The organism is Paenibacillus sp. Soil787 (genome assembly GCF_001429545.1).
Taxonomy (GTDB): Bacteria; Bacillota; Bacilli; order Paenibacillales; family NBRC-103111; genus Paenibacillus_E.
In genome coordinates, this window is record NZ_LMSP01000024.1 from 26,898 (window position 1) to 52,387 (window position 25,490).

A 25,490-nucleotide genomic window follows, 5' to 3' on the forward strand; every position below is an offset into this window, starting at 1 on the left:
AGAACCATGAGTACGAAGACAGAAACATTGAAATCCAGAGACCTTAGTGGGTTCGTGACCAAATACGCAATTTACATCGTGCTAGTCGTGTTAATTATCGGTATCACGATCTATGATCCACGTTTTTTATCCGTAAATATCCTTCGTGATATTTTACTGCAGTCATCCACACGCGTCATTATCGCTTTGGGTGCGGCTTTTATCTTGATCACAGGGGGAACGGACCTTTCGACAGGACGTATCGTCGGCTTGACTGCCGTTATCTCCGCTTCCATGCTGCAAACGCAGGAGTATGGAAGAAGATTTTTCCCGAATTTGCCGGAGCTGCCATTGATCGTGCCGATCCTTCTTGCCATTGCAGCCGGTTTATTGGTAGGTCTGATCAATGGGATCATTGTTGCAAGATTCAAGGTTCCCCCGTTCATCGCAACTTTGGGTACGATGGTAGCTGTATACGGTGCTAACTCCTTATACTTTGATATGAAACCGAATCAGTCACAGCCGATTGGCGGATTGAGACCAGATTTCAGTCAGCTGGGTACAGGCGCAATCGGAACCGGTTCGACTTATTCCATTCCCTACATTGTCATTATTGCCATTGTCGTAGCTATCATCGTTTGGATTGTGTTCAATAAAACGAAGCTGGGGAAATATATGTACGCCATCGGCGGCAACATTCACGCAGCAGTTGTTTCAGGTATTAACGTAAACCGTTACCTAATCTACATCTATTCGCTTGCTGGCGCTTTATATGGTCTAGCAGGGGTGCTGGAAGCAGCAAGAACAGGTGGCGCGACGAATAACTACGGGAATATGTACGAGCTTGATGCGATCGCAGCTTGCGTCGTCGGTGGCGTATCCACTTCCGGTGGTATCGGGACTGTACCTGGTGTTCTTGCAGGGGTGTTAATTTTCAGCGTTATCAACTATGGTTTGACGTTTATTGGAATTAGTCCTTACTGGCAGTTAATTATTAAAGGTGTCATTATCGTCGCGGCTGTTGCCTTCGATATGCGTAAATACATGAATTCCAAATAATTATAATGTGAAGCAGGCTGTCGCGAATCAGCGACAGCCTATTATCCTGTATAAAATGAAAGCGATTTCTGACGTCTGAGGGGGACATAGTCATGGCAAATCGTAATTCGGCTAGCTGGAGTAAGCGAATAGTTTCCGTTTCTTTGAGAAGTAAAATTGTAGGCACATTTATTATTGTATCTTTACTCGTTGCAGTAACCAGCGGCATGTCGTATACATACTTGAATAAAGTGGATGGTTCTTATTCCAAGCTCCTGAATGATAATGTTACTATTCTTCGTAATGTTTCAGAGATCAAAGAGAAAACGCAAATACAGAACAGCATGTTGTTCGGATACGTTTTAGACCCTACGAAGGATAAAGAGAAGCTTTTGACGGAAATGAATGGAGCACTTTCTTCAATCATTACAAAGATGGGAGAGGTTTCGAAGAACGAGGATGAGCAGAGTGCTATCCAATCTATGGCAGATTCGAATATGACGTTTGCTCGCTTAGTGAAGAAAGTGACGGAATACGCTGACAAAGGGAATGTGGCTCTAGCCAAAGCAGAAGCGATGCAGTGGGCTATTCCGACAACGGAAACATTGACTCAGGCTGCCGCGAAGATTGAAGAGCTGGAAAGGAAAGTCCAGGAGGAAGCTTCTGCCCGCAATCATGATCTGGTTGTATCGACCGTTCAGACGTTGATCTGGGTCAGTGTAGCGGCCTTTCTTTTCGCCTTGGCCATCGGCCTCTTGCTGTCCCGCATGATTGTTAATCCCATACGTTCTATGGTACAAGCAGCTGAACGAATCGCAGCATGCGATTTAACGGTTATTGATATCAACGTGAAAAATAGGGATGAATTACGTCATTTGGCTACCGCTTTTAATCAAATGAAAGCCAATTTGCATAGCTTAATTAGCCAGGTAGGGAGCAGTGCCCAGCACGTCGCTGCTGCATCGGAAGCGCTTAGCAGCAATTCTGAACAAGTAAGCGAATCTTCGGAACGCATAACATACACGGTTCAGGACATTTCGATGGGGACGGATGCGCAAGTGCGCAGTGTACACTTGGGAGTCTCCATCATGGAGGAAATGTCAGCTGCCGTTATTCAAATAGCAAGCGTCACGCAATCGGCTAGCCATCAGTCTTTCCTCGCGCAGCAAGAGGCTGGGGAGGGCAATGCGGCTGTCGAGACAGCGATAAAGCAGATGAATGCGATCAATCAGAAGATGATGGAACTTGCTGAATCGGTACAGAGGCTCGGTCATCGGTCTGAACAGATCGTCAATGCGAATGCGATGATTGCAGGGATTGCGCGGCAGACGAACATGCTCGCGCTCAATGCCTCCATTGAAGCGTCACGCGCCGGAGCCGCTGGTAAAGGCTTTGCGGTCGTCGCCGACGAGGTCCGCAAGTTATCCATGCAGACGGGGGCAGCTGCAGAGGAGGTCGCTCATCTTGTTTCCAGTATTCAGGATGAAACAAGAGAGGTTATCAGTTCCACCGAAGCTGGGAGCCGAGAGGTGCAGACGGGGCTTGAGGTGGTCGGCGTAGCGCGGGATACCTTCAAACGTATTCGCGAAGCGATGGACGAAGTTGCGAAGCAGATCGAGGAAGTGGCGGGAAGTTCGGCCGCTATTTCCGAGAAAACACGCGCAGCCGTGGATGTGATTCGCGCGATCGATGAAGTCGCCGGACAGACTGCTGCGGGAGCAAGGAATGTATCTTCCAACATCGAGGGTCAGTACGCGAGCATGGAGGAGATATTCTCCTCGGCGACCGTGCTGAACAGCATGGCTGCTGATTTGCAAACCTTAATCGGAAGATTCCGTGTGTGAGGCGTATAATAGCAAAGAAGCTGTTAGCGGTGTCGCGGGCCTAAATTGAAGAATATAAGTCCGAAATTAGGGGAAGTTTCGCAGTTGAGTGGGATAAGCGAGTTACTATGAGCAATCATGAGCGAATTCGGGCGTATAAGCTGCTAATCTGAGTTTGGCGGGGAACGACGATCCGCTATTTTGGTTAAAGTGTGCTGCAATTTGATTCTAACGGAACGTGAGTGCACTAATTTGCCGTTTAGTGGGTTTTTCGCCTCGAAAACGTGAAATAACGGATCGTTGTTCCGCGAAAACACGAAATAAGTCGTTTTGTTCGAGAATAAGGTATCTACGTTCCGAGCACATTGATGGCATTAGGCAGGAACTGGTAAGGGTCGGTGTCGGTGCTGGTGCCGGTGGCTCGGAATTGGGCTGTCATAGATCAGTGACGTGCTCCATTGTGAAGAAGGTGGTAAAAGTCGGGTGCGAGGGCAGGTAAATAGTCAAGAATGTCTTCAATCCTAGTGAACACTAGTTGTTTGGCTACTTTCCTTTTGAGCCTGTAATGAGTTGGTGGATCATCTTTGGGTGATTGCAAGACATGGAAGAACCTGCTCAACATCTGGTGAAGACGAAGTTACTAGTTATCATGAGCGAATTCGGATATATAAGCTACTAACCGGGGTTTGGTGAGGAACGACGATCCGCTATTTCGGTCAAAGTGTGCTGCAATTTGATTCTAACGGAATGTGAGTGCTCTATTTGGCCGTTTAACGGGTTTTTGCCTCGAAAACGTGAAATAACGGATCGTCGTTCCGCGAAAACGTGAAATAAGTGATTTTGTTCTAAAATAAGGCATCTACGTTCCGCGAGCACACTGGTTATAAAGGGTCTGAGTAGCTTTAAGTATAAAACAAGGACCTGAGGCAGCGCCTCGGGTCCTTATTTTTTTGTGCTCGAGACTAGTCTCGCACTTCCACAATAAGTTCAATTTCCACCGGTGTGTGAAAAGGCAGATCGCTCGTACCAATCGCTGAGCGAGCATGCTTGCCCTGCTCACCGAACACAGCCACTAACAAGTCAGAAGCGCCGTTGATGACATAGGGCTGATCGCCAAAGCCCGGGGCGCTGTTGACGAAACCGAGCATCTTCACGATTTTAACAACACGGTCCAAGTCCCCAAGATAGCCCTTCATAACTGCCAAGCAATTGATAATGGTTTGACGGGCTGCCGCCTGTCCTTGCTCGATGGTGACTTCGCGGCCAACTTTCCCTTCATACATAAGTTCACCGTTAATACGGCAATCCTGACCGGATAAATAAATGAGATTCCCTGTCTGATTGCAAGGAATATAGGTGAAACGCGGTTCTGGGGTTGGGGGAAGCGTGATGCCTAGCTCTTGTAGACGTTGTTCAATTTGGGACATCGTGTTGACCTCCAAGTCAAATGATGATGAAATCGAATCGAGACTGCCGATTCATTCGTTATGCCTCTTTAGTCATAATCCATGGACGCCAGTTTTCGGTTATAACTCATTCAGCAACTAGTACATGAAAGTGATCATTCGTAGTAACCAATGTTGTATTTTCTGCAACAATTCCCACTCCCAAAGGCCATTTGGCATGTAGAAGTTGTAGTTTGTACAACAATTCGAACTCATTTGTCGCGAAATGACCTGTATAGCGCTCAATTGTTGTACATGATGCAACATCTAAGGGGAAAAGGCGGGATCTAGGCAGCAATTGTTGCATTTTCTACAACATCATTCTTCCGCGAATAGGGATTCAGTCATCCATTCCTCCACTCACTCACTCACTCACTCACTCACTCACTCACTCAGTCATCCATTCTTCCGTTCATCCATCCGGCAGCCTCAAGTGAGCATAAATGACGATGGATTCAACTTAAAACACCCAAATGTAGAACAAGATTGGGTAAATGAATCGGCGATCTCTAAATCGGCAGTAATGCTGCCTGATTTTTACTCCAACATACCGCGTGCAAGCACCGGAAGGCGCTCGTACGTATCGCCGCGCTGCATTATAACCTGATTATGCAGATTGACGGTGCTGCAAATGTGATTAGGAATAATACGCAGCTTGTCGCCTACCTGTAGGTTGGCCGCTTGAGCGAGAGGTCCAAGTTCAAGCATGCCATGCTCTTCGGACATGCGTACGAGAAGCGCGTCTTCTAGATCCAGGATGTGTCCGAAGCCCCGCAGCTGAAGCGGGTTTGTATCCGGCTGCACATCGGTAGCGAAGGTTTTGCTGCCGCCATCGATGATCGCGAGATCCGCCGACGGGCGGCTAACGATGGTGACAAGCACGCTGCCAGCGCAGTCTTCGATGCCGCAGAGGCCTAAGCGGGCTTGCATCAGGTCGTAGTACACGTAGGTGCCTGGGCGGACCTCCGTCACGCCTTCTACCGCAGCGGCGGAAGCGGCCGTCGGTGTGGATCCGACGCTAACGTCCGTGATAGCGATGCCCTGCGCTCTAAGACGCTCGGCCAGCTGCACCATCAGCGTGCCTTCTTCTTGACCGGCTGCAGCCACGTCGAGGGTAGGCTTGCCTGCAAGCAGGGAGCCGCGAAACGTATAGATGCCGGTCAGCCGCAAGTGCGGCATGCGAGCGATCTCCGCGGCGAGCGCGGGGGCCTGCTCGTAGAGTACGCCCGTTCTGCGAAAGCCGGTATCGATTTCTAGCCGGACTTGCAGCGAATGGCCAAGTCGGCTAGCGCACTTTTCTAATTGCTGTGCGCCTGCTAAGCTATCGACACCGACGATCAGCTCGATTTGCTCGCTTAAGTGAATAGCTCTTTCAATCTTGCTTACGGTTACAAGCGGGTAAGCGATGAAAATATTGGCAACGCCACCCGCTGCCATAACCTCTGCTTCGGACACTTTCGCTACCGTGATACCGACAGCGCCAGCCGCAATTTGTTGAAGTGCAATGGAAGGGAGCTTATGCGTCTTCGCATGCGGACGCAGCTTCACATGATTTTGGCTGATAATATCAGCCATAGCTTGAATGTTACGATCCATGCGTTCTGCGTCAATAAGCAGGCAAGGTGTCTCTAATGTTTCTGTTGTTTCCAATGTCTCCAAATTCTCCAACGTGTTCATCATCCCTCCACACTCTCTTTCACGGCACTTTTGCCTTCTTCTAAGTGGCTATATAGGGTATACTTTGAAATATTCAAATACGTGCAAATCTTCTCGCCGCCTTTTTTAATCAGAAAAGCACCTTTGGCATCCAGAAGCTGAATCATGCGCATTTTATCTTCCTTGGTCATAACGGCCACGGGTTTGCCTACTTGCTCTTGTGCTTCTTGAATAAGGGCATCGAGCAGATCACTTACACTCGTAACGAACGATTCCTTTACTTCTGTTTGTTCCCCAGGACGTATAAGCGTTTGCAGCGTTTTCTCTGCGATCATCAGCTCTGTGATATCGTAGTTAATGCACAGCGAGCCTATGATAGCGCCTGCTTTATTTTTCATATACATCGAACTGGAGCGCAGAATGCGTCCATCTTTGGTTTGCGTTAAGTAGTTAAACTTGTTGCCGTTTACATGATTACCCCGCAGCAGCTCCAGACCCAGATTCGTTCCGGGATCTCCGACTTTGCGTCCTGTGATGTGGCCATTCGCAATCGCGACGATGGAGCTGTCGTAAGGACCTGTCAGGTCATGCAGCACGACTTCACAGTTATCTCCGAATTGGGCGGCAAGTCCTGTCACAAGTTCGGTCAAAAACCCGAATTCATCTTGAATTGATTCCATGCCTGTCATCTCCCTTTATAAGGTTATTCTGAGAAAAATGGTAACACAAACCATTTGAATGTCAAACAAAAAGTTTGTTGAACTAAAAAAAAGTATGATTTTCTGGCGATGCGCATGGTACGATGTGAAAATGATCATTGCAAGACCGAAGGAGGGATTCCCCATGAGACGACGATGGCTGCACTTGCCATTGCCGTACTGCCAACCATCATCGTGTTCTTGCTGTTCCAGGAGCAGATTATGAAGGGAATGACGGCTGGCACTGTCAAAGGATAACATTTCACTGATTCACATATCAATAAATCGCCATCCTTGGATTCCGAAAAGAGTCCTAAGGGTGACGATTTTTCTTTGTGTTTATGACATCCCACAAGCTCGTCCTCATAGTTTGCTAACAAAATTATGCTACGATTATAGGGGGTGGATAGCATGAATGACGTATCTTTTGAAACATTAGAGGCTTTGATTGCCAACTTCTCTATCGTCACGGCTTATTTGTTTTTGGCCAGCCAAGTGATTTATAAGGATTGGAACTTAGGTACGCCTACCACTCTGTATACAAAAATTCATATAGGCGTTTTAACTGGCGTATTAGGCATTGTACTAATGGAATTCACGGTTAAGCTGAACGGTACGATTTTAGATTTTAGACATCTGGCCATTACGATAGCGGCGCTATTCGGTGGCGTTTACTCTGCCGTTATCACTGGGATCATTATGTCCCTTATGCGTTTATTGGCTTTTGGTACGCTAAGTCCTGCTACCATGTTCGCTGCTTCAAACACTCTTATAATTTCGATCCTGCTTGGGTGGATTTGTACAAGAAACCTGAGCTATTGGAAAAAGTGGACGTATTCACTATTGGTTAACAACCTTTTTACGATCATCATTTTTCATATCAATCTGGGTACAAAGGGTACGATTCCATCCCTCATATACTTGATCATGATGACTTTAGGCGGCATTTTCACAGCTTATTTGATACAATTTCTGATTAAAGCGAAAACCCATTTCCAAATGATTGAAAAGGCAGCTACGTTTGATTTTCTGACAGAGCTCAATAATCATCGTACTTTTGATGAGGCATTCAATTCTTTACTCCTAGAAGCAAAGGATAAGAACGAAGCCTTGACTTTGATGATTATTGATATTGACCATTTCAAAAAAGTGAACGATACCTACGGTCATCCTAATGGTGATACCGTGTTAAAACAATTGGGGAAATTGCTAAAAGATGTCTCTCGATCTTTCGATATCGTCTCACGTATAGGAGGGGAAGAGTTCGCTATCTTGTTATACGATTGTCCTCATAAACATGCTTTAATCATTGGGGAGCGAATTAGAATGGCTGTCAAAAACAATGATTTTCTGCTTAATGAGGGGAAGATCATACAGATTACAGTATCTGTGGGCGTTGCTACGTACCCTGATACCAATGATAATATCAAAGAAGAAGCAGATAAGGCGCTGTATAAAGCCAAATCCTGCGGTAGGAATTTGGTTTGTTCGAATCTTGTCGGCTTGAACGAAGCATAAAGGACCCCTGCGTGATTAAGGCGACCGTGAGAATAACCTGCAAAATATTTCACTTGAAATCCCCAAGTATATGCTGGTCGGTTGAAGTAGGAAAGCATTTAAATAGAAAATAGGAAAAGGTTAATAAGTGAGATGGTGAAGTAGTAGAGGTAGAGGTAGAGGTAGAGGTGTGGTAGAGGTGTGGTAAAGGTTAATAGGGAAATAGGAAAGCGAGTGAAAAGCCAATAAATGGGTAAGATGGTAGAGTGAATAGGGGGTAAGGAAGAGAAGAGAAGAGAAGAGAAGAGAAGAGAAGAGAAGAGAAGAGAAGAGAAGAGAAGAGAAGAGAAGAGAAGAGAAGTGAAGTTAGGAGAAGAGAGAAGTGAAGCGAAGTGAGGAGAGGAGAGTAAGTAGGTTGATGCAGGTAAACAGGTGCAGGTGCAGGTAAACAGGTAGGGAAATTAGGAAGGCAAGTTGTACTTCGTACAACAATTTACTTGATTTCTTCCCTAAAAAGCAGAAGATGTTGCATTACGTGCAACAATTTAGCCTTTTTCATGCTAAAAAGGTGCTTTTTGGCTAAAAATGTTGTATTTTTTGCAACATTTGCGGGGAAAACGTGAAATAACGTGCGTAATGTTGTACGAAATACAACATTACGCAAGTGAGTAATGATTAAACCACTCATGACTTGCCCTTGCGCGTCATCTCCGCAAGCCCGACCCACTGCTCCTCGGTCACCTCGAGCAGGTCGTTGAACTGACCGGCGCCCTGCAGCCATTCGCCGCCGTCGATCGTGACCACTTCGCCGTTAATATAGGCGGCGTAGTCGGAAATCAGATAAGCCGCGAGGTTCGCGAGCTCATCCTTCTCACCGACCCGACGCAGCGGCACGCGGTTCAACAGCTTCTCCGACAGCTCAGGCGTCGGAGCCAGTCGGCTCCACGCGCCGTCGGTCGGGAAGAGCCCCGGCGCGATCGCGACTTGCCGGATGCCGTGCCGCGCCCACTCGACGGCAAGTGAGCGCGTCAGCGCAAGCACGCCGGCCTTGGCCGCAGCCGACGGTACAACGAAGGCCGAGCCGGTGGAGGCGTAAGAGGTGACGATGTTCAGCATCGTACCGCCGACGCCTTGCTCGATCCATCTTTTGCCTACTTCTAACGTGGTGTAGAACGTCCCGTGAAGGACGATATTCAACACCGCATCCACGGCGCGCGGAGATAAATGTTCGGTCGGGCTGGCGAAATTGCCTGCTGCATTATTAAGCAATACATCAATGCGGCCATAGTGTTGTTCCACAGCGGCCACCATCTCGGCAATTTGAAGCGGGTCACGTACGTCACAGCTTTTGTAGAAGACTTCCCTGCCAACAATACCCATTTCGGCTGCTGCTTTAGCTAACACTTCTTCGCGTCGGCTGGTAATCGCGAGTTTAGCGCCTAACGTCAGAAATTTCTCGCCCATAGCCCGGCCCAAACCGGTACCGCCACCTGTAATAAGAATGACTTTATCTTTCAGCAAGGTTGCTTCGAACATATCCATCGCGCCCTCCATCGTCAATTTACGCTGCTAATAATTAATGCTGTGAATGCTGCTCTATTGCCGCTGCCCTAGGAACGAAGCTTCGAATTGCTCGATACGGCTTGCTAAATCTTCGGGAAGCGGGGTGCCTTTTTGTGTATGAACATCGACATAAACGCCAGTGCTGGCAGCGAAGCTCACGAGCTGCTTATTCTCCCGTTTAACAATGGCATACTGCGTTTCAATCGATGAAGTGCCGATCCGGCTCACTTTCATATAAATATCGAGCTCATCGTTAAAATGCGCTTGCGACTTGTATTCGACGCTTTGGCTGACGAGAAAGAAGGTTTTATCAGCCAGCTTACCATCCGCATTTGCAAAAAATAACCCCAAACCATTCATATACTCACAGCGGGCTTGCTCCATGTAAATGACGGAAGAAAGATGACTCAAGTGTCCGTTCGCATCGGTTTCACAGAAACGAACTTTCGTTGGTGTATAAAAGCGGAAGCCCTCTAATTCGAAATTGCTCATGGCTATCTAGTCTCCTGTAAAATAAGTTTGATACTGCTCGCGAAGCTCGCGTTTCATAAATTTACCGACCGACGATTTAGGTATTTCGTGGAGGAACGCAACATCGTCCGGAATCCACCACTTCGTGAATTTGTTTGTTAAAAAGGTGAGTAAATCTTCTTTATTGTCATCAGTCTGTAACGCAGTGTCTTTCAGGACGACGAAGGCGAGAGGCCGTTCATCCCATTTGGGATGCGGCACGCCGATAACACAAGCCTCGAATACATTCGGGTGCGCCATTAAGGCGTTTTCTAAGTCGAGAGACGAAATCCATTCCCCACCGCTTTTGACCAAATCCTTGGCTCTATCCACGAGCTTCACAAATCCCTCAGCATCAATAACCGCGATATCTCCGCTGTAAAACCAACCGTCCTGAAACGATTCCTGCGTTCGGGCATCTTTGTAGTATTCCGTAGCTACCCATGGCCCGCGCAGTAGGATTTCGCCCATTTCCTTCCCATCCCAAGCTACTTCACCCCGAGGTCCAACGATTTTCATATCAAGCCCTGGCACAAGCAAGCCCTGAGTAGCCCGCGCATCGTACTGTTCATCGTAAGAGGCATCTTCTTGATAGCTTTTGAGGCGGGCAACGGTAACGAGAGGACACGTCTCTGTCATCCCATAGGCATGATAGAATGGAACCTTGAGCCCTTGCTCGTAGCTTTCAATCAGACTGCGCGGGGCAGCAGATCCACCACAGACCACTGCACGAAGGGATGATAAATCCACTTGCAGTAATTCCTGCACCTTAAGTGCGGCCGTCCATACCGTAGGAACACCAGCGGCAATCGTCACTTTCTCATCTGCGATCAAACGAAGCAGGATGTCCGGTGTCGGCGAAGGTCCCGGAAGCACTTGCTTGCTGCCGAACCAGACAGACGCGAATGGGAGCCCCCAAGCATTAACGTGAAACATCGGCACAATAGGCAGAACGGTGTCAAGTTCAGAAAGTCCTAGTGTATCCGTCAGACCAATGGAGAGAGAATGCAGGTAGATCCCGCGATGGGAATACACCACACCTTTGGGATTGCCGGTTGTCGCAGATGTATAGCAAATGCCTGCGGGAGCGCTTTCATTTATGTCGGAAGCATATGTATAGTGCGGGTCTCCGCCCTCTATCATGTTCTCATATAAATAGACGGGATGTAAAGAAGTAGGCGGCATTTCCTTTTTGTCCGTCATCAAAATATAGCCTTCTATCGTCGTAAGTTGATCCTGAATCTTCTCGATAATAGGGAGTAAGGTTTCATCCACGAAGAGAAAACGATCTTCCGCATGATTAAGGATATACGCAATATGTTCAGCAGGGAGGCGGATGTTGACCGTGTGCAGCACAGCCTCCATGCAGGGAATGGCGAAATAAGCCTCTAGATGCCAATGGTGATTCCAGGCAAAAGTGGCAATCCGATCTCCGGGCTTCACACCTAATGCTTGCAAGGAGCTGGATAACTGCTTTGCTCGTCTCCCGAAATCGGCGTACGTATACCGATGGATGCAAGTGCTTGTACGTGAAACAACTTCTTTTTTGGGGAACAAGGTTTGTGAACGTTCAAAGAGAGAGCGCAGCGTTAATGGGAAATTTTCCATGTGAAGCACCTCCGGAGATTGTCTGATTCTATTGTAATATATAAGCCGGAGGGACAGGATATGTCCAAAAAACATGCGATCGGAAATAAAAAACCGACTCCAGCGCATGTGAACCATGCAGATGAAATCGGTTTAATTCTAGTAGATAAGAAAGTATAAGTTTTATACTTTTGCTTCGCATCTACCTGGACAAACGCGCTCGTCCATGAAAGACGACGGAGTCGTTTATCCTTGTCAACTCTTACGCATTCAAAATAAACTTTTCAATAACATGTCTGACGCCATCGTCGTTATTGCTCTTCGTCACGTAGTTCGCCAGCTCCTTGAGCTGCGGCAGCGCATTGTCCATGGCAACGCCAAGTCCAGCGACCTCTAGCATTTCACGGTCATTCCAAGCATCGCCCAGACCAATAACTTCATCTAAAGAGCAGCCGATGTGCTCAGCAAGGAAAGTGATCGCATGTCCTTTGGTACCTTCCTTATGCATGAATTCCAAGTAGTGCGGTTTGGATTTCGTAATGTGCAGCTTGTCACCTAGCAGGGGCAGCAGCTCTTCGCGCAGCTGGTCGCAAACTTCCGGCGTATCGACAATAAGCATCTTAGGCTGAGGGATATCAATCCATTGGCGCAGATCCCCAATGATATAAGGCGTCTTGGAAAGACGTACGTAGGCTTTAATCTTGTCGTTATCTTCACCTGCATAAAGCTGATCCCCATGGTAAAGCTGTAGATGAAGGTTGCGCTTTTCGCAGAAATCGAGCAGAAGGCGGGCGCTTTCCACTGGAACTGTACGCTCGTAGAGGACTTCTTCATCAAGTAGATTTTTGATTAAAGCTCCTTGATAAGTGATAATCGGAACATTGAGTCCGATCTGGTTAGCAATCTTGGCGGCGGATGGGAAGCTTCTTCCCGTTGCAATCGTTACGGTTACGCCTTTGGCAACAGCCTGGTGCATAGCCTCAATAGTCTCTTGTGAGATGGTTAGATCATCACGCAGCAGCGTATCATCTAAGTCAGCGGCAACTAGTTTATAAGTCATGTAGTTCTCTCCGATCCGATTAGTAGTCTCTATCAAAAATTCTGCTATAAGCATACCCGAATTACTTTGGAATTGCTACAATAAAGCATATAGTTGATAGGTTAAAAAGGAGGCACGCAACCGATGGCATCCCCTTATACGGACAAGCTAGAGGCTTGGTTAAGCGCTCACCGCAACACAGCAAATGCGTCAAGTATGGAAGCCTACATGAAAAATCATTTCCCATTTCTCGGGATCCGAAATCCAGAACGAGTAGCATTGACCAAGCAATTCATGAAGGAACATGGCTTCCCCAAGGGTGAGGAGGGAGTCAGAATTGCCAAAGAGCTCTGGGAGTTGCCGGAGCGCGAGTTTGCCTATACAGCATTATTGGTCCTTATTGGGCTGCGAAAAACAGCAGAGCGGGAGCATATCGATGTCTTGGAGCATTTCGTCGTGACCAAATCGTGGTGGGACACCGTGGATATGATCGCTGATCACTTAATCGGCTTTCACTTGCAGAGGTTTCCTGAATTGATTCAATCCCATGTGGATAAGTGGCTAGCTTCGGATCATATGTGGCTGCAGAGAACCGCGATATTGTTCCAACTAAAATATAAACAACAGACGGATGTACCGCTACTGTTTAGCTGTATCAGGCACACGGCAGATTCGAAGGAATTCTTCATCCGCAAAGCAATTGGCTGGGCGCTTCGTGAGTATTCGAAGACAGACCCCGCGGCAGTACAGTCATTCGTTGCAAGTACGGAGCTTTCGCCGCTAAGCGTGCGGGAAGCGTTGAAAGTGATTCATCGTAAGGAGAAATGAAATTGGAGATCCACAGAGGGGGAGAAAGATCCTTGTGCGGATCTTTTTTTATTTCCGGAAAATTATGAAATGTCACTATAGCTGACGCATATATTAATAAAACGAATAATTGTCATGTATATTGACATAATCATGACATTCGAGTAAAGTTATTAAAATTCTTTAAAAGTGCGTTACGATATCGAAAGAAGAAGGAGAGATGGAAGATGAATAACATGCGGGCTAACGATCTATTAACGAGATTACCCAAGGTTGATCTTCACTTGCACTTGGATGGCAGTGTGAAGCCAGAGACGATTCTGGATCTCGCTCGAAGGCAAGGTATTGAACTGCCTGTTTATGATAAGGATGGACTCATTCCACATATGCGCGTAGATGAGGAGTGCGGAAGTCTCATTGAATATCTAAGCAAGTTTGATTTTACCACACGGTTTTTACAATCTGCTGAAGCCTTGGAGCGGGTTGCTTATGAAGTCGTCGAACAGTCTGCTGAGCATAATTGCAGATATGTGGAAGTTCGTTTCGCACCGCAGCTGCATAGGAACAACGGTTTGACGGTTGAGGAAACGATTCATTATGTGGTAGAGGGAATGAAGCGGGGGCAGCGGGATTTCGGTGTGAGAGTCGGCGTCATTGCGATCTGCATGAGAAATCATTCTTGCGAAAGCAACCTAGAAGTGATCGAAGCGGCTGCTAAGTATGTAGGGAAAGGCATAGTCGCTGTCGACTTAGCCGGTGATGAGGCGTCGTATCCGCCGGAATGTTTCCGGGAGGTTTTTGCGGAGTCAGGAAGACTAGGTATTCCTGTCACCATCCATGCTGGAGAAGCAGCGGGAGCGAAGAACGTGTTTGAAGCCGTTACGAACCTCGGCGCTGTTCGCATTGGGCATGGTGTTCGATTGAAGGAGAACAAAGCTATTTTGGAAATGGTCAAAGATCGCCGTATCCCGCTCGAAATGTGCCCGATCAGCAACATCCAAACGAAGGCCGTTTCCGGATGGGAAACGTATCCGATTCGCGAATATTTGGAGCAAGGGCTGGTCGTAACGATTAATACAGATAACCCTAGCGTATCCGGTACGAATATTACGAATGAATACCGAGTGCTCAAAGACCGCTTTGGCTTTACGACACCGGAGCTGGTGAAGCTGATCATGAATGGCGTAGATGCCGCATTTATGGAGGAGCATGATAAGCTTTCATTAAGACGAGAGATGGAAGATGAAATAAGTAGTTTGGGCGTGCTCAACTAGCGGCTTAATGCGAGAAGAATTCGTTGCGATCAGGCAGCGGGTTCTTTTTTTGAAGAGTTCTTTTTAACCGCTTTAGGAGCCTTCTATTGGAAATTATCCATCGAAACAGTAGCAAGTTCTTGTTACGAAACGGTTTCGGGATGACTCCATTGCACGTAATCCCAGTGCATAAGCTGTAAAGATATTTTTCATCGTTACAGTCGCGAGAGGAAGTGGAATCGTGTCTGTAACAGTATATTTGGTCCTGTCGATTAACTGTTCATAACTTCGGAAATTCTGCGGGAGACCACAAAATGTATGCGAAAAACCATACATAATGAGCGGCACACATAAAGAATCAGTCGATTCTATTCGAAATTTCATATACAAAACGTGATTTGAGCCCTGATTCTGTATATATATCCGAAAAATCATATACATTCTCTGCATGTGTCCGTGCACTTTAAAACTGTCCACAATTAATCGACAGCCCCTATTTCATCTTTAGAGAGGAGAAGATAGCGGATTGGTTTCTAAACGAGCAAGTGATAGCAAAGAGAAAAGTACGTTCCCCATGCTCAAACGTCAAGACATCATTCCCGAAGAATGGTATCTTTAAAGTATAGGACGAATTTCAACGGGATGGTGTTGTAAATGGAAACGTATATTATCACAGGCGGTTCAAAAGGACTCGGCGCTGCGATCATCCAGCAGCTTCTGCAGCAGGGCGCTGCGATTCACTGTATTTCCCGCAGCGAAAGTGAAGCTTTGCGCCAAGAGGCGCTGCGCGCGGAAGGTACACTTACCTTCCACGCTTACGACTTGGCGGACATGCAAGGCCTGGATTCGCTCATGGAGCGAATCCTCAGCACGGCGGATGGAGCGGATTCCATCACGCTCATCAACAATGCCGGCATGCTCGAGCCGATGACATCGATCGGCCGAGCAGACCCTGACGACCTGCAGCGCAGCCTGCAGGTCAATCTCATCGCGCCCGCGCTGCTGACGAACAGCTTCATTCGGCTCACGCAGGCGTGGCCGATCAAGAAGCGGGTCGTAGGCATCTCCTCGGGCGCGGGGAAGAAGCCCTACCCCGGCTGGGGTGCCTACTGCACCGCCAAGGCCGGGCTCGATATGCTGACGCGCTGCGTGGGCGTCGAGCAAATGAACCAACCGCACCCGGTGGAGATTTACTCCATCGCACCGGGTGTGGTTGACACGGATATGCAACGGGAGATCCGCGCTGCTGCGGAAGTGGACTTCCCGCAGGTGAGCCGGTTCGTCCAGCTCAAAGAGCAGGGTGAGCTGCAATCGCCCGAAGCGACTGCCAGGCAGCTGCTCGACCTGCTGCGAGCTAATGCTTTCACGCAAGGCGAGATCGCCGATCTGCGCACAAAAAAGCCCGAATCGTCAACATGATTCGGGCTTTTGCCATACCTATTGAATACTGCCGGACACAGCAGTACTTGATGACAGCTCTGAAGTACAGAACTTACAACGTGTAGCTTGTACGGGAATTTCGGACAAGCAGTGCGGACAAGATTTGGTTGTTGCCGCTTTTTCTTTCGGCTCTTCCTTCTTGCGGAACTTGCTAAGCTGTCGGATAACAAGGAAAATGACAAAAGCAACAATTAGGAAGTCTAGGAAGGTCGAAATGAATTGTCCGTAATTAAAGGTAGGCGCACTTTTTTCAACCGCTTCTTTAAGGGTATCGTAATGAACGCCATTTAATGAAATAAAGAGATCATTGAACTTCACTTTGCCAATTAGCAGTCCAACAATCGGCATAATTAAATCATTTACAATCGAAGTAATGACTTTCCCAAAAGCTCCTCCGATAATAACCCCAACAGCCAAATCTACCATGTTCCCTTTGAAAGCAAAATCTTTAAATTCCTTCAACATCGCTTCGCTTACCCCCATGAGACAATCATTGTTAGTATTGTAGCATATTTGATTGGACCCAAACAATTGGCGGTAGGTTTCGGCTTATCCGTTCAAGGCAATTTTGAGCTATGGTGATTAAATCAGGTTTGCTTAATGAAGATTTCGCTAAGCGCCTCGATTAATATGGTATGATCTTCCGACGTCCCAACTGAAATCCGCACATGATTAGGAAGGTTCCAAGCTCCGCCATAACGAATAATAATTCCTTTATTCATCAGCTTCTCATAGATGTTTTTAGCGTCCGGTCCAAGCTCAACCAATAGGAAATTACTCATGCTGCGTGTGAAATGCAATTCCATTCCCTGCAAGCTTTCATATAACTGCTCTCTCCCGCGAGCATTCATTTCACGTGTCGCATTAAGATGCTGATCATCCTTAATCGCCGCAGCAGCGCCAACTTGTGCTAGTGCATTCACATTGAATGGTTCTTTGACCTGACGGATACTATGCAAAATACTTGCGGCCGCGATGCCATACCCAACACGTATGCCAGCCAATCCGTATATTTTGGAAAAGGTTTGTGTGACGACGATGGGGTAGCCCAAACGTACAAGCTCCAATCCATCACTATAATCATCCGCCGTTACAAAATGACTATAAGCTCCGTCAAAAATAACGAGAACATAAGAAGGGAGCTCATCCATAAGCCGATGTAAATCCTGTTTCTTCATATAAGTGCCTGTTGGATTGTTAGGTGAGCAAATATAAAGCAGCTTGGTTTGTTCCGTTACAGCAGCGAGAATATCGTCAACATCATAACGGTAATCTTCGCGAAGCGGTACTTGCACAACACGAGTGCCCATTAAATTAGCCCCGAATTCATATTCGCTAAACGTTGGAGAAGGAACAATAATCTCATCCTCTGGTTCCAAGAATGTCTCCGAGATTAGCGTGATGAGTTCATCAGCCCCATTAGTTATGAGGACTTCATCCGAAGAAAACTGTAATTTCTCCGCAATTGCTCCCCTAAGATCAACTGTGTCGGCGTCGGGGTAACGATGGATATCTGTCAGATAAGATTGAATGGCTGTTAGTGCCAGTGGTGAAGGGCCGATAGGATTTTCATTAGAAGCAAGCTTGGTGACCTTTTCGATACCTAATTCTCGTTGAACTTCCCAAATGGGTTTCCCGGGAGAGTAAGGTTTCATGCGTGAAAGGACGCTGCGAGGGCGAATGTGTGAAATTGTCCGACTCATCATAATCACTCCTATTTCATTTAAATTAGATTATTTTAACGCGTTACTATAATAGTACATTAACTCGGTAAAGTAGTAAAGTACATATAATCTCCATATCCCATTTTTTGGAGAACATAGTATAATACCCGTATAAAGAAAATTCTTACTAAGGGAAGGGACTGCAGCAAGATGGGGAAAAATAGATTCGGTATCCGTTCTAAGATTATGATTGGGTATATGTTCATCATTGTCTGTTTAACCATTTCATTTGTATTAGTTAATTCTCAGGTGATCTCTATGCAGAAAGATAGAAATTATATCATCGAGCATGATTTTGCTGTCCATAATGAAACGAATCGTATCGAAAAATATGTGATGGATATGGAAAGCGGTCAGCGGGGCTATTTACTTACGGGTGTTCTCAGCTATTTAGAACCATACAATGTAGGAGAGTCGAAATGGAGGGAATCCTACAGCCGTCTCAGCCAGCTAACTCGAGATAATCCTATACAGGAGCAAAATCTTTCTTCCATTAAGGCGTCAATCGAACGGTGGCTGCAGCAGAGCGTAGGAAACTCTCTATCTTCGAAGAGAAATAATAACGAAGCGTATTTTGATGATAATTTTTTACTAGGGAAGCAAATCATTGATGATGTACGCTCACAATTGGATCGCTTTCGCAGCGTCGAAATGGGACTTACGAAGGAAAGAGCGGCGCACTTAGATGCACAGAATCAAATGCTTACCAAGTCTTTATTCGTCATGTTAACGCTTGTCGTTATATTTTCTATGGCAGCTTCATTATTAATTTCCCGATCTATCGTAGGGACGATTAAACAAGTAACAAGAAGTATAATGCATTTAAGCTCATCGAAGAGAGATCGTTCTAAACGTATACAAGTTACCATGAATGACGAGGTGAAAGATCTTGCGGAAGCAACGAATGTTCTGCTTGAGAATCAAGAAGAGATGGAATGGCAGCAGCGAAAATTAACGGAAGTCGTTCATATGCTTCAAGGGATTTCAGATCTGGAAACACTTGGTAAGTCCTTTATTAGTAAAGCGGCTGAGCTGTTTGATGCTTCTTTCGGTCTTCTTTATCTTCGTTCTTCTTATGAAGGCCAGGATTCTATGGTTAAGTTGGCTTCTTATGCGGCTGTGGGAGGGAGTGATAGCATTGGGGTTCGTCACTTCCAATTGGGTGAAGGACTAGTCGGTCAATGTGCGGTAGAGAAGCGGATGTTTCACCTAACCAAAGTACCTGATAATTACATTACCCTATCGTCAGGACTCGGAGCGGCGAAGGCTCAAAGTGTTCTAATCGTACCCATTTTACATAACAATGAAGTTATTGCTGTCATGGAGCTGGCCTCCTTTGATAAATTTACTCCGCTGCAGCTCGAGCTGCTTGAAGATATTCTCGAAGTATTAGGTACAATTGTACATAGTGTGCAAACGCGTGTTGAAGTTGAGCGGCTTCTAAAAGAATACCAGATCATGACGGAAGAGCTTCAAACGCAACAAGAAGAACTGCACATGACGAATGAACAGTTAGAGGAACAGAATCGATATGCCGAAGAAAGGTCACGGGAACTAGAGAATATTAAAGCATCTTTTGAAGAACATGCGATTCAGCTGCAGCAAAGTTCTCAATATAAATCGGAATTTTTGGCAAATATGTCACATGAACTCCGTACCCCATTAAATAGTGTGCTTATCCTTTCCCAAATGCTCCAAGAAAATAAGCAGGGCTCGTTGACCAAAGAAGAGCAAGAGTATGCCCGTGTTATTCATTCTTCAGGGAATGATCTTCTGCATCTGATTAACGATATTCTTGATCTATCCAAGGTCGAAGCTGGCAAATTAGATATTCATGTCTGTGAAATGAATGTATCAGAGCTTCCAGATATATTGCGAAGTCAATTTGATAAGGTGGCCGAACAGCAAAATCTCACTTTCAGCATCGTACGCGATTCACAGGTGCCAGACATTTTCTATACAGATGAACAACGATTATCCCAAATTATTAAAAATTTACTCTCGAATGCCTTTAAATTTACACATAAGGGCTCCGTTCAGGTGAATTTGAGTATGTGCAGCGGGGAGCAGATTAGAGAGTTTCTACCTTTGGCTAAACATAAACAAGTTCTGGCTATATCCGTAAAAGATACAGGGATTGGGATATCTCCTGAGAAGCAGCAATTGATCTTTGAACCGTTTCGCCAGGCGGATGGAACAACGAATCGTAAATACGGAGGGACAGGCCTTGGGTTATCAATAAGCCGTGAATTAGCTCGTCTTCTTGGTGGCCGGGTTATCATGCAAAGCGAAGAGGGAGTTGGAAGTGCCTTCACGCTTTATGTTCCATCATTAGAGCAATTCTTTAACGAGACTGAATCTATGCAGAAGGAAGCTGCAGCTGCGTCTTCCCCGATGATAAGTGACTTTCTGCTTAGGGATGCCTATAAGAAGGCTGCTGATCCAGCAGAGAGGAACAATTTCAGCGGAAGAAAAGTACTTGTCGTCGATGATGACGTTCGGAATGTGTTCGCTCTAAGCAATGCTTTTGAGAAAGAAGGCATACTGGTTAGTGTTGCTCATAATGGTCAAGAATGTTTGGATATCATGAAAAAAGATCAAGGTATCGACCTCATACTAATGGATATCATGATGCCTGTTATGGATGGCTACGAAGCCATGCGAATGATTAGGAAAGATGCCCGTTTTGAGAAAGTGCCGATTATTGCATTGACTGCCAAGGCAATGAAACAGGATAGGGACATTTGCTTGCAAGCGGGAGCCTCCGATTATATTAGCAAGCCGCTTAATTTAAGCCAATTGCTGTCCCTGATGCGTGTATGGCTGACCAAATAGAAAGACCTTTGACCCTATCCATTTTGGATGCGGTCAAAGGTCCTTTTTTTATTTCTTCAAATCCAAACGCACATCGCGACCATCGTCCTTAACAGACAGTTCTTTACCAGCAGCTTTTAGGGAATTGGCGTACTTCACCCAAGCGTCCAGCATGATTGCGCCGTCTTTCCAATCCTTCACTTCACCAAATACCGTAAAGCCATCGCCACTGCCAGTTGCCATGAAATCATTGGTTGTTACTTTGAATGTGCGATCTGTATTCAACTTGCCATCGACATAGATTGGAGTGCCATCTACCAAGGTGATCTTGGAATATTTCTCACCGAGTGGCTTCGTGCTGTCCCATTCTACTTTCAAACCTGAGAATTGAATAGCCGGAAGATTGGTATACTTGTCCGTAACTTCGAGTGCTTTTTTGATTTGTGCAGCAGTCATTGTACCCGTAACGTTGTAATTGCCGAAAGGGAATACTTCAAACATTTTGCCGTACGTCAGCTCACCTTTGTCTACATCAGCGCGAATACCGCCAATATTAGTGAAGGCGATGTCGGATTTCTCGGAAGCACGCATAGCATCAGTGATACTGTTTCCTAATTGGGAAGCTCCGTCACGATCAACTCCGCCATTGACAGCAAAACGGAAAGATTTACGAGTTAGCGGTTCTGCAGCAACAACTTCAACTTCTCCGGATTTCGCCGAAATTTTGGCTTTATAATCTTCAACCGTTTGGTGAATCTTCGCGTCGGCTGTCGTCAGGTTCGTATATGTTTCAAGCAAGCTTGCATTCGAGGATACGACTTGCTTCGTGGATTTGTCTACAAACAGTTGAATATGCCCAACCGCATATAGCCAGCTTTGTGCCTCAACAACAGGAATGCCATTCACGATACCGGCAACACGCATGTGGGAATGACCGCCAACAATCGCATCAAGGGTACCATTCCCAGTGCCTTTTGCAAGATCAGCAAGCTCGCTAATGATTTCAGCAGACTTTTGGTTTTGCTCACCAGGTAGGTGAGAGGTAACCATAATGATGTCTACACCTTTAGCACGAAGCTCAGCAGACAATTCTTTAGCCATTGGAACTGGATTTACAAAGGAAAGGCCTTCAATGTTTGTTGATTTCGTAGTTGTTGTAGTTTGTGGCGTTGCGAAGCCGATGATACCGATTTTCAGGCCATCTTTTTCAACGATGACATAAGGCTGTGTCCAGTTAACGCGTTTACCCGTTTTATCATCAATAATATTAGCCCCGAGAATAGGAAATTTAGCTTTCTTAATATTGTCGATCAGAACGTCGCGACCGAAGTCGAACTCATGGTTTCCGATAGCCGCGGCATCATATTGCACTTGCGCCATCGTATCCATCACGGATTGACCATTCGTCGTATTGGAGATCAGCGTACCTTGCCATGCGTCACCGCCGTCAACAACGACCGTTCCTTTTGGATTGACAGCACGGAAATCGGTCACGATACCGCCGAGTGTTTCGATGCCGCCTTGACCTTGATTGCGCTTTTTATCGAAGCCGACTTCGATTTTGCCGTGAATATCGTTCGTTGTTAAAATATCAACCACTTTAAATAAAATAGGTTTAAGCGCCTTGGCTACTTCATCACGCGTTACTTCCGCAGAAGGGTTGAAGTTACCGTCAAGGGTAGGTGTGAAAATTCCGCTGATAACGGCATAAGCGACATAAGGGCGGGATTCTTTAGCGATGGATGAGGAATCTTTGAAGTAGTTCAACACATTCTCGTTCACTTTTGGCAGTTGGCCGCCAGTTACGACTTTAACGATCAACTCAGCAAGCTCTTGACGAGTAACGGCGGCATTCGGGTGAAATGTACCGTCAGCAAAGCCGCTAATGAGTTTAGCTGCAACGGCGTTCGCAAACGCTTGTTTTTGCCAATTCGCAAGATCCGTGAACGTGACAGAACCAAGATCTGCACTTTTCAGCTTGGCAGCACGGTTAATCATGGTTACCACTTCAGCACGAGTAGCGGCATTTCCACCACGGTAGTCCGTATCTCCGTAGCCCTCAACAGCGCCGTTATCAATGGCAAGACGCATATCTGATTTCATTGAAACGGGAGAAGAGGGTGCTGCTGTTTCGGCAAATGCTAATCTGCTAGCGAAAGAGCTAGTAAGAACGGTAACAAGAGCGAGAGCAGTAAGGCGGGTAGTCAATGTTTTTTTCATGCGTTAAAAATTCCTCCTTCAAATTAATAGAACCGCGGTTAATAAACCCATCTATTAGTATAAGGGGAAATGGTAGATTTTGAGAAGTGAAGAAATTATTATGAAAGAACCAAGGATAAACGACTCCGTCGTCCTTCGGGGACGAGCGCGTTTGTCAAGACTGATGACGCGAAGTGTAATAAAACTTATACTTTCTTATCTACAAAAAAAGCCAGTAACCTTCCAAAGGCTACGTGGCTTGACGTTCCGTGTAAACTTCAAAATGATAGATGGTATTGCGTGTCAGTACCCGGAAATCCATTCCATCCCGATCTATTGCTTGAACTCTAGTTGTTTTGAAAGGTATATAGTGATGGACGCCTGATAGAATCATTGGGCACCCAACTTCAGTAGGGTTCATTTCACGAAATGTTTGCCCTTGAATTTCATCAAAATTGAATCGTTCCGATCGATGCTTGGGTGTAATCCCATCCACTTCATAGATTTGAAGAAGCTTTAGTAATCTCATATTTGTACTCCCCTACTTCATCTTCTTTCAACTCTAGTATACACTGACTTTGTTTCTAAGGCGAAATCTACGAACCTAACATAAACCTAATAAAGTTCTGACACTTTCCTAGATTCCAAAATATACAATTGAATCAATTGATATTGGGGGTGTTGATGGGAAGATGCACGCAAAAATCCTTGTCGGGGAAAAAGAAGTTCTCATGTTTTTTGAATCTATGTATCAGGATCATTTGCAGATAGCGGCCCAAACTATAGTGAAGCATTTATCCAATGCTCAGGTGAGAAAAGTTTTTGATGATATTGGTTTGGTCAATATTACGAATAAAGAAATAACACTCTTCTCGTTGGATGGTGAAATGGAAACGCTTCGTATCTCTTAAAATCGGTCTAGTCCTCTCATGTTCTTTTCGTTACAATAGAAGGAGATGAATGGAGGAGGTTATGTACAGATGGCAGTTTTGAAAATGGAGCATGTCGGTGTGATGGTAGCGAACTTGGAAGCATCGATTCGTTTCTATGAAGATGTGATTGGACTTAAGCACAAGAGTACCTTGCTGCATACAAATGGTGTGATCAAACTCGGTTTTCTTGGCTTTGAAGCATTGAATGAAACTGAAGTTGAATTAATAGAGGGTTATAACGCGGGTTTACCGCAAGAAGGCAAAGTTCATCATTTGGCTTTTACTGTGGATAATATTGAAGCGGAATTTACAAGAATCAAAGGATTGGGAGTCGAACAGTTGGATGCTGAGATTACGCCCCTTCCGAATGGCTCCAGATACTTCTTCTTTAATGGTTTAGACGGAGAGCGTATCGAATTCTTTCAATCTACGCGTTGATTCGTTGATAGATGGCTGTTATACAATGGAATTCTTATAAGCTTCAAAAGGATGCAGATGACTGCATCCTTTTTTTGACAGATAAGACTTCCATGCCGCGTTGCGGCACCACTGACGAATGAAAATTTTAACTTGCAGGGCAGAATGTTTAAGTTCTCCACCGAGCTAATTCGTTAGGGTGAACTTTTTAAGCGCTCCGGCGAAGCACGCGTCGACGAGACCTAGCTGAGGAGTCGGAAAAAGCTTTTTCAGCCCTCAATCCAGACCTCATGCGCCGTAGTCGGCAGCTGAGAGGTCTTTTTTAACACACTAGAATTCTTTGGTTCTGATATAAGATATACCTGCAATTGCGCAGGCATTTTTTCTTTAAAAAGCTCATATTCTTAAATTCCTGCAATTGTGCAGGCTTTTAGGCCTTTTTTTAATTTCAGGATGGAAAAGTTAAGATTTCCTGCATATTAGCAGGCTTTCCCACTTCCGAAACAAGATTTAACAAAATACCTGCACTTTCGCAATTATTTTAGACTGTTGAACAATAGTTCTCCTCGAACATTGGTGAAGCCCCTTAGGGGATTCAGCTGCTAGAACGCTAAAAGCTCCTTGTACACCCACGAACAGTAAGTAGTCCTTTTATACCCAACATCCATTTCTACTTTATGTACAAAAAAGGGTTTTATCTAAGGCCAAAGGTGCAGCCTGAGGTTTCTTCATTTGGAATTTCTGTAGGAACAATTCAAAACAGTTGCAATTGTGGAACATTTCCAAAAGGGTTGTAATTGGTTTCTCTACGTGTTACATTATTCCTCGTTGCTTTGAAGCGGCAAATCGCCATGAGTCATTAAATGGAACTTGCATTCAAACAGCAATCTATGTTACTATAGATTTCCGACAGAGAGCGACAGAAATTGACAAGAAAAAAGTGCTTGCAATTGCTGAACGAGCTGTGGTATATTACTTCTCGCTGCTTCGGTAACACGGCAGTGAACGAAAGAAATTGATCTTTGAAAACTGAACAACGAGTGAGTAAGCACGAACGAGAAATCGTTCA

At 45.8% G+C, this 25,490-nt stretch carries 20 protein-coding genes and 1 pseudogene; 10 read left to right on the plus strand and 11 right to left on the minus strand.

Annotated features, from left to right (window positions below; genetic code table 11):
* Positions 1-6 precede the first annotated feature (6 nt).
* Both mglC and ASG93_RS21760 read left to right on the plus strand, forming a co-directional pair.
* Positions 7-1,038 (plus strand): galactose/methyl galactoside ABC transporter permease MglC, encoded by a 1,032-nt coding sequence (mglC, locus tag ASG93_RS21755; RefSeq protein ID WP_056835225.1) that lies wholly within the window; start codon positions 7-9, stop codon positions 1,036-1,038.
* A 92-nt stretch (positions 1,039-1,130) separates the two neighbouring features.
* Complete coding sequence (locus ASG93_RS21760) at positions 1,131-2,861, plus strand: methyl-accepting chemotaxis protein (protein WP_056835228.1); 1,731 nt, start codon at positions 1,131-1,133, stop codon at positions 2,859-2,861.
* 941 nt (positions 2,862-3,802) lie between these two features.
* Here the strand turns inward: ASG93_RS21760 and ASG93_RS21765 are convergent.
* From ASG93_RS21765 to ASG93_RS21775, 3 genes are all read right to left on the minus strand, one after another.
* Positions 3,803-4,267, minus strand: a complete 465-nt coding sequence (locus ASG93_RS21765) for a RidA family protein (protein ID WP_056835230.1) — start codon at positions 4,265-4,267, stop codon at positions 3,803-3,805.
* A gap of 555 nt (positions 4,268-4,822) precedes the next feature.
* Complete coding sequence (locus tag ASG93_RS21770; protein ID WP_056835232.1) at positions 4,823-5,965, minus strand: alanine racemase; 1,143 nt, start codon at positions 5,963-5,965, stop codon at positions 4,823-4,825.
* Positions 5,962-6,621 carry a transcriptional regulator gene (locus ASG93_RS21775; protein ID WP_056835234.1) on the minus strand — a complete coding sequence of 220 codons (660 nt, stop codon included), beginning with the start codon at positions 6,619-6,621 and terminating at the stop codon, positions 5,962-5,964. Before ASG93_RS21775 ends, ASG93_RS21770 begins: the two co-directional genes overlap by 4 nt.
* A gap of 168 nt (positions 6,622-6,789) precedes the next feature.
* Between ASG93_RS21775 and ASG93_RS35305 the strand changes: the two are divergent.
* Both ASG93_RS35305 and ASG93_RS21780 read left to right on the plus strand, forming a co-directional pair.
* A pseudogene (locus ASG93_RS35305) lies at positions 6,790-6,897 on the plus strand (carbohydrate ABC transporter permease); the annotation flags it as partial.
* Between the two features lie 153 nt (positions 6,898-7,050).
* Positions 7,051-8,157 carry a GGDEF domain-containing protein gene (locus tag ASG93_RS21780; RefSeq protein WP_056835236.1) on the plus strand — a complete coding sequence of 369 codons (1,107 nt, stop codon included), beginning with the start codon at positions 7,051-7,053 and terminating at the stop codon, positions 8,155-8,157.
* Between the two features lie 663 nt (positions 8,158-8,820).
* Here ASG93_RS21780 and ASG93_RS21785 read toward each other — a convergent pair.
* The 4 genes from ASG93_RS21785 to ASG93_RS21800 all read right to left on the minus strand — a co-directional run bounded on the left by ASG93_RS21785 (position 8,821) and on the right by ASG93_RS21800 (position 12,856).
* Positions 8,821-9,672, minus strand: coding sequence for an SDR family oxidoreductase (locus ASG93_RS21785; protein ID WP_056835262.1), 852 nt, complete (start codon positions 9,670-9,672; stop codon positions 8,821-8,823).
* Positions 9,673-9,732: 60 nt separating this feature from the next.
* Positions 9,733-10,191: an acyl-CoA thioesterase gene (locus tag ASG93_RS21790; RefSeq protein ID WP_056835238.1), complete on the minus strand. Its 459-nt coding sequence runs from the start codon at positions 10,189-10,191 to the stop codon at positions 9,733-9,735.
* Between the two features lie 6 nt (positions 10,192-10,197).
* Positions 10,198-11,817, minus strand: a complete 1,620-nt coding sequence (locus tag ASG93_RS21795; RefSeq protein ID WP_056835240.1) for a long-chain fatty acid--CoA ligase — start codon at positions 11,815-11,817, stop codon at positions 10,198-10,200.
* Between the two features lie 241 nt (positions 11,818-12,058).
* Positions 12,059-12,856 carry a Cof-type HAD-IIB family hydrolase gene (locus ASG93_RS21800; RefSeq protein WP_056835242.1) on the minus strand — a complete coding sequence of 266 codons (798 nt, stop codon included), beginning with the start codon at positions 12,854-12,856 and terminating at the stop codon, positions 12,059-12,061.
* A 123-nt stretch (positions 12,857-12,979) separates the two neighbouring features.
* Between ASG93_RS21800 and ASG93_RS21805 the strand changes: the two genes are divergently transcribed.
* The 3 genes from ASG93_RS21805 to ASG93_RS21815 all read left to right on the plus strand — a co-directional run bounded on the left by ASG93_RS21805 (position 12,980) and on the right by ASG93_RS21815 (position 16,314).
* A complete protein-coding gene (locus ASG93_RS21805) occupies positions 12,980-13,663 on the plus strand; it encodes a DNA alkylation repair protein (RefSeq protein ID WP_056835244.1) in 684 nt (227 codons plus the stop codon).
* 206 nt (positions 13,664-13,869) lie between these two features.
* Positions 13,870-14,916, plus strand: a complete 1,047-nt coding sequence (add, locus tag ASG93_RS21810; RefSeq protein ID WP_056835246.1) for an adenosine deaminase — start codon at positions 13,870-13,872, stop codon at positions 14,914-14,916.
* Positions 14,917-15,549: 633 nt separating this feature from the next.
* On the plus strand, positions 15,550-16,314 hold the full coding sequence (locus ASG93_RS21815) for a (S)-benzoin forming benzil reductase (protein WP_056835248.1): 765 nt from the start codon (positions 15,550-15,552) through the stop codon (positions 16,312-16,314).
* Positions 16,315-16,332: 18 nt separating this feature from the next.
* Here the strand turns inward: ASG93_RS21815 and mscL are convergent, their stop codons facing one another.
* The gene (mscL, locus tag ASG93_RS21820; protein ID WP_056835251.1) at positions 16,333-16,800 is read right to left on the minus strand and encodes a large conductance mechanosensitive channel protein MscL; all 468 of its coding nucleotides are present in this window, start codon (positions 16,798-16,800) and stop codon (positions 16,333-16,335) included.
* 122 nt (positions 16,801-16,922) lie between these two features.
* Positions 16,923-18,041, minus strand: a complete 1,119-nt coding sequence (hisC, locus tag ASG93_RS21825) for a histidinol-phosphate transaminase (protein ID WP_235550937.1) — start codon at positions 18,039-18,041, stop codon at positions 16,923-16,925.
* Between the two features lie 168 nt (positions 18,042-18,209).
* Between hisC and ASG93_RS21830 the strand changes: the two genes are divergently transcribed.
* Positions 18,210-20,894 (plus strand): response regulator, encoded by a 2,685-nt coding sequence (locus tag ASG93_RS21830; protein ID WP_056835255.1) that lies wholly within the window; start codon positions 18,210-18,212, stop codon positions 20,892-20,894.
* A gap of 48 nt (positions 20,895-20,942) precedes the next feature.
* On the opposite strand, the gene ASG93_RS21835 is transcribed toward ASG93_RS21830, so the two are convergent.
* Together ASG93_RS21835 and ASG93_RS21840 are read right to left on the minus strand one after the other, a co-directional pair.
* Complete coding sequence (locus ASG93_RS21835) at positions 20,943-23,093, minus strand: 5'-nucleotidase C-terminal domain-containing protein (protein ID WP_056835257.1); 2,151 nt, start codon at positions 23,091-23,093, stop codon at positions 20,943-20,945.
* A 229-nt stretch (positions 23,094-23,322) separates the two neighbouring features.
* A complete protein-coding gene (locus tag ASG93_RS21840) occupies positions 23,323-23,601 on the minus strand; it encodes a hypothetical protein (RefSeq protein ID WP_235550938.1) in 279 nt (92 codons plus the stop codon).
* 163 nt (positions 23,602-23,764) lie between these two features.
* On the opposite strand from ASG93_RS21840, the gene ASG93_RS21845 reads away from it, so the two are divergent.
* Together ASG93_RS21845 and ASG93_RS21850 are read left to right on the plus strand one after the other, a co-directional pair.
* On the plus strand, positions 23,765-23,983 hold the full coding sequence (locus ASG93_RS21845) for a hypothetical protein (RefSeq protein WP_056835259.1): 219 nt from the start codon (positions 23,765-23,767) through the stop codon (positions 23,981-23,983).
* 69 nt (positions 23,984-24,052) lie between these two features.
* Positions 24,053-24,442 carry a VOC family protein gene (locus ASG93_RS21850; protein WP_056835261.1) on the plus strand — a complete coding sequence of 130 codons (390 nt, stop codon included), beginning with the start codon at positions 24,053-24,055 and terminating at the stop codon, positions 24,440-24,442.
* Positions 24,443-25,490 lie beyond the last annotated feature (1,048 nt).

What these genes read in the sequence shown, in the direction of transcription:
- mglC (WP_056835225.1), top strand. Translation starts at nt 7, where the DNA reads ATGAGTACGAAGACAGAAACATTGAAATCCAGAGACCTTAGTGGGTTC.
- ASG93_RS21760 (WP_056835228.1), top strand. Translation starts at nt 1,131, where the DNA reads ATGGCAAATCGTAATTCGGCTAGCTGGAGTAAGCGAATAGTTTCCGTT.
- ASG93_RS21765 (WP_056835230.1), bottom strand. Translation starts at nt 4,267, where the DNA reads ATGTCCCAAATTGAACAACGTCTACAAGAGCTAGGCATCACGCTTCCC.
- ASG93_RS21770 (WP_056835232.1), bottom strand. Translation starts at nt 5,965, where the DNA reads ATGATGAACACGTTGGAGAATTTGGAGACATTGGAAACAACAGAAACA.
- ASG93_RS21775 (WP_056835234.1), bottom strand. Translation starts at nt 6,621, where the DNA reads ATGGAATCAATTCAAGATGAATTCGGGTTTTTGACCGAACTTGTGACA.
- ASG93_RS21780 (WP_056835236.1), top strand. Translation starts at nt 7,051, where the DNA reads ATGAATGACGTATCTTTTGAAACATTAGAGGCTTTGATTGCCAACTTC.
- ASG93_RS21785 (WP_056835262.1), bottom strand. Translation starts at nt 9,672, where the DNA reads ATGTTCGAAGCAACCTTGCTGAAAGATAAAGTCATTCTTATTACAGGT.
- ASG93_RS21790 (WP_056835238.1), bottom strand. Translation starts at nt 10,191, where the DNA reads ATGAGCAATTTCGAATTAGAGGGCTTCCGCTTTTATACACCAACGAAA.
- ASG93_RS21795 (WP_056835240.1), bottom strand. Translation starts at nt 11,817, where the DNA reads ATGGAAAATTTCCCATTAACGCTGCGCTCTCTCTTTGAACGTTCACAA.
- ASG93_RS21800 (WP_056835242.1), bottom strand. Translation starts at nt 12,856, where the DNA reads ATGACTTATAAACTAGTTGCCGCTGACTTAGATGATACGCTGCTGCGT.
- ASG93_RS21805 (WP_056835244.1), top strand. Translation starts at nt 12,980, where the DNA reads ATGGCATCCCCTTATACGGACAAGCTAGAGGCTTGGTTAAGCGCTCAC.
- add (WP_056835246.1), top strand. Translation starts at nt 13,870, where the DNA reads ATGAATAACATGCGGGCTAACGATCTATTAACGAGATTACCCAAGGTT.
- ASG93_RS21815 (WP_056835248.1), top strand. Translation starts at nt 15,550, where the DNA reads ATGGAAACGTATATTATCACAGGCGGTTCAAAAGGACTCGGCGCTGCG.
- mscL (WP_056835251.1), bottom strand. Translation starts at nt 16,800, where the DNA reads ATGTTGAAGGAATTTAAAGATTTTGCTTTCAAAGGGAACATGGTAGAT.
- hisC (WP_235550937.1), bottom strand. Translation starts at nt 18,041, where the DNA reads ATGATGAGTCGGACAATTTCACACATTCGCCCTCGCAGCGTCCTTTCA.
- ASG93_RS21830 (WP_056835255.1), top strand. Translation starts at nt 18,210, where the DNA reads ATGGGGAAAAATAGATTCGGTATCCGTTCTAAGATTATGATTGGGTAT.
- ASG93_RS21835 (WP_056835257.1), bottom strand. Translation starts at nt 23,093, where the DNA reads ATGAAAAAAACATTGACTACCCGCCTTACTGCTCTCGCTCTTGTTACC.
- ASG93_RS21840 (WP_235550938.1), bottom strand. Translation starts at nt 23,601, where the DNA reads ATGAGATTACTAAAGCTTCTTCAAATCTATGAAGTGGATGGGATTACA.
- ASG93_RS21845 (WP_056835259.1), top strand. Translation starts at nt 23,765, where the DNA reads ATGCACGCAAAAATCCTTGTCGGGGAAAAAGAAGTTCTCATGTTTTTT.
- ASG93_RS21850 (WP_056835261.1), top strand. Translation starts at nt 24,053, where the DNA reads ATGGCAGTTTTGAAAATGGAGCATGTCGGTGTGATGGTAGCGAACTTG.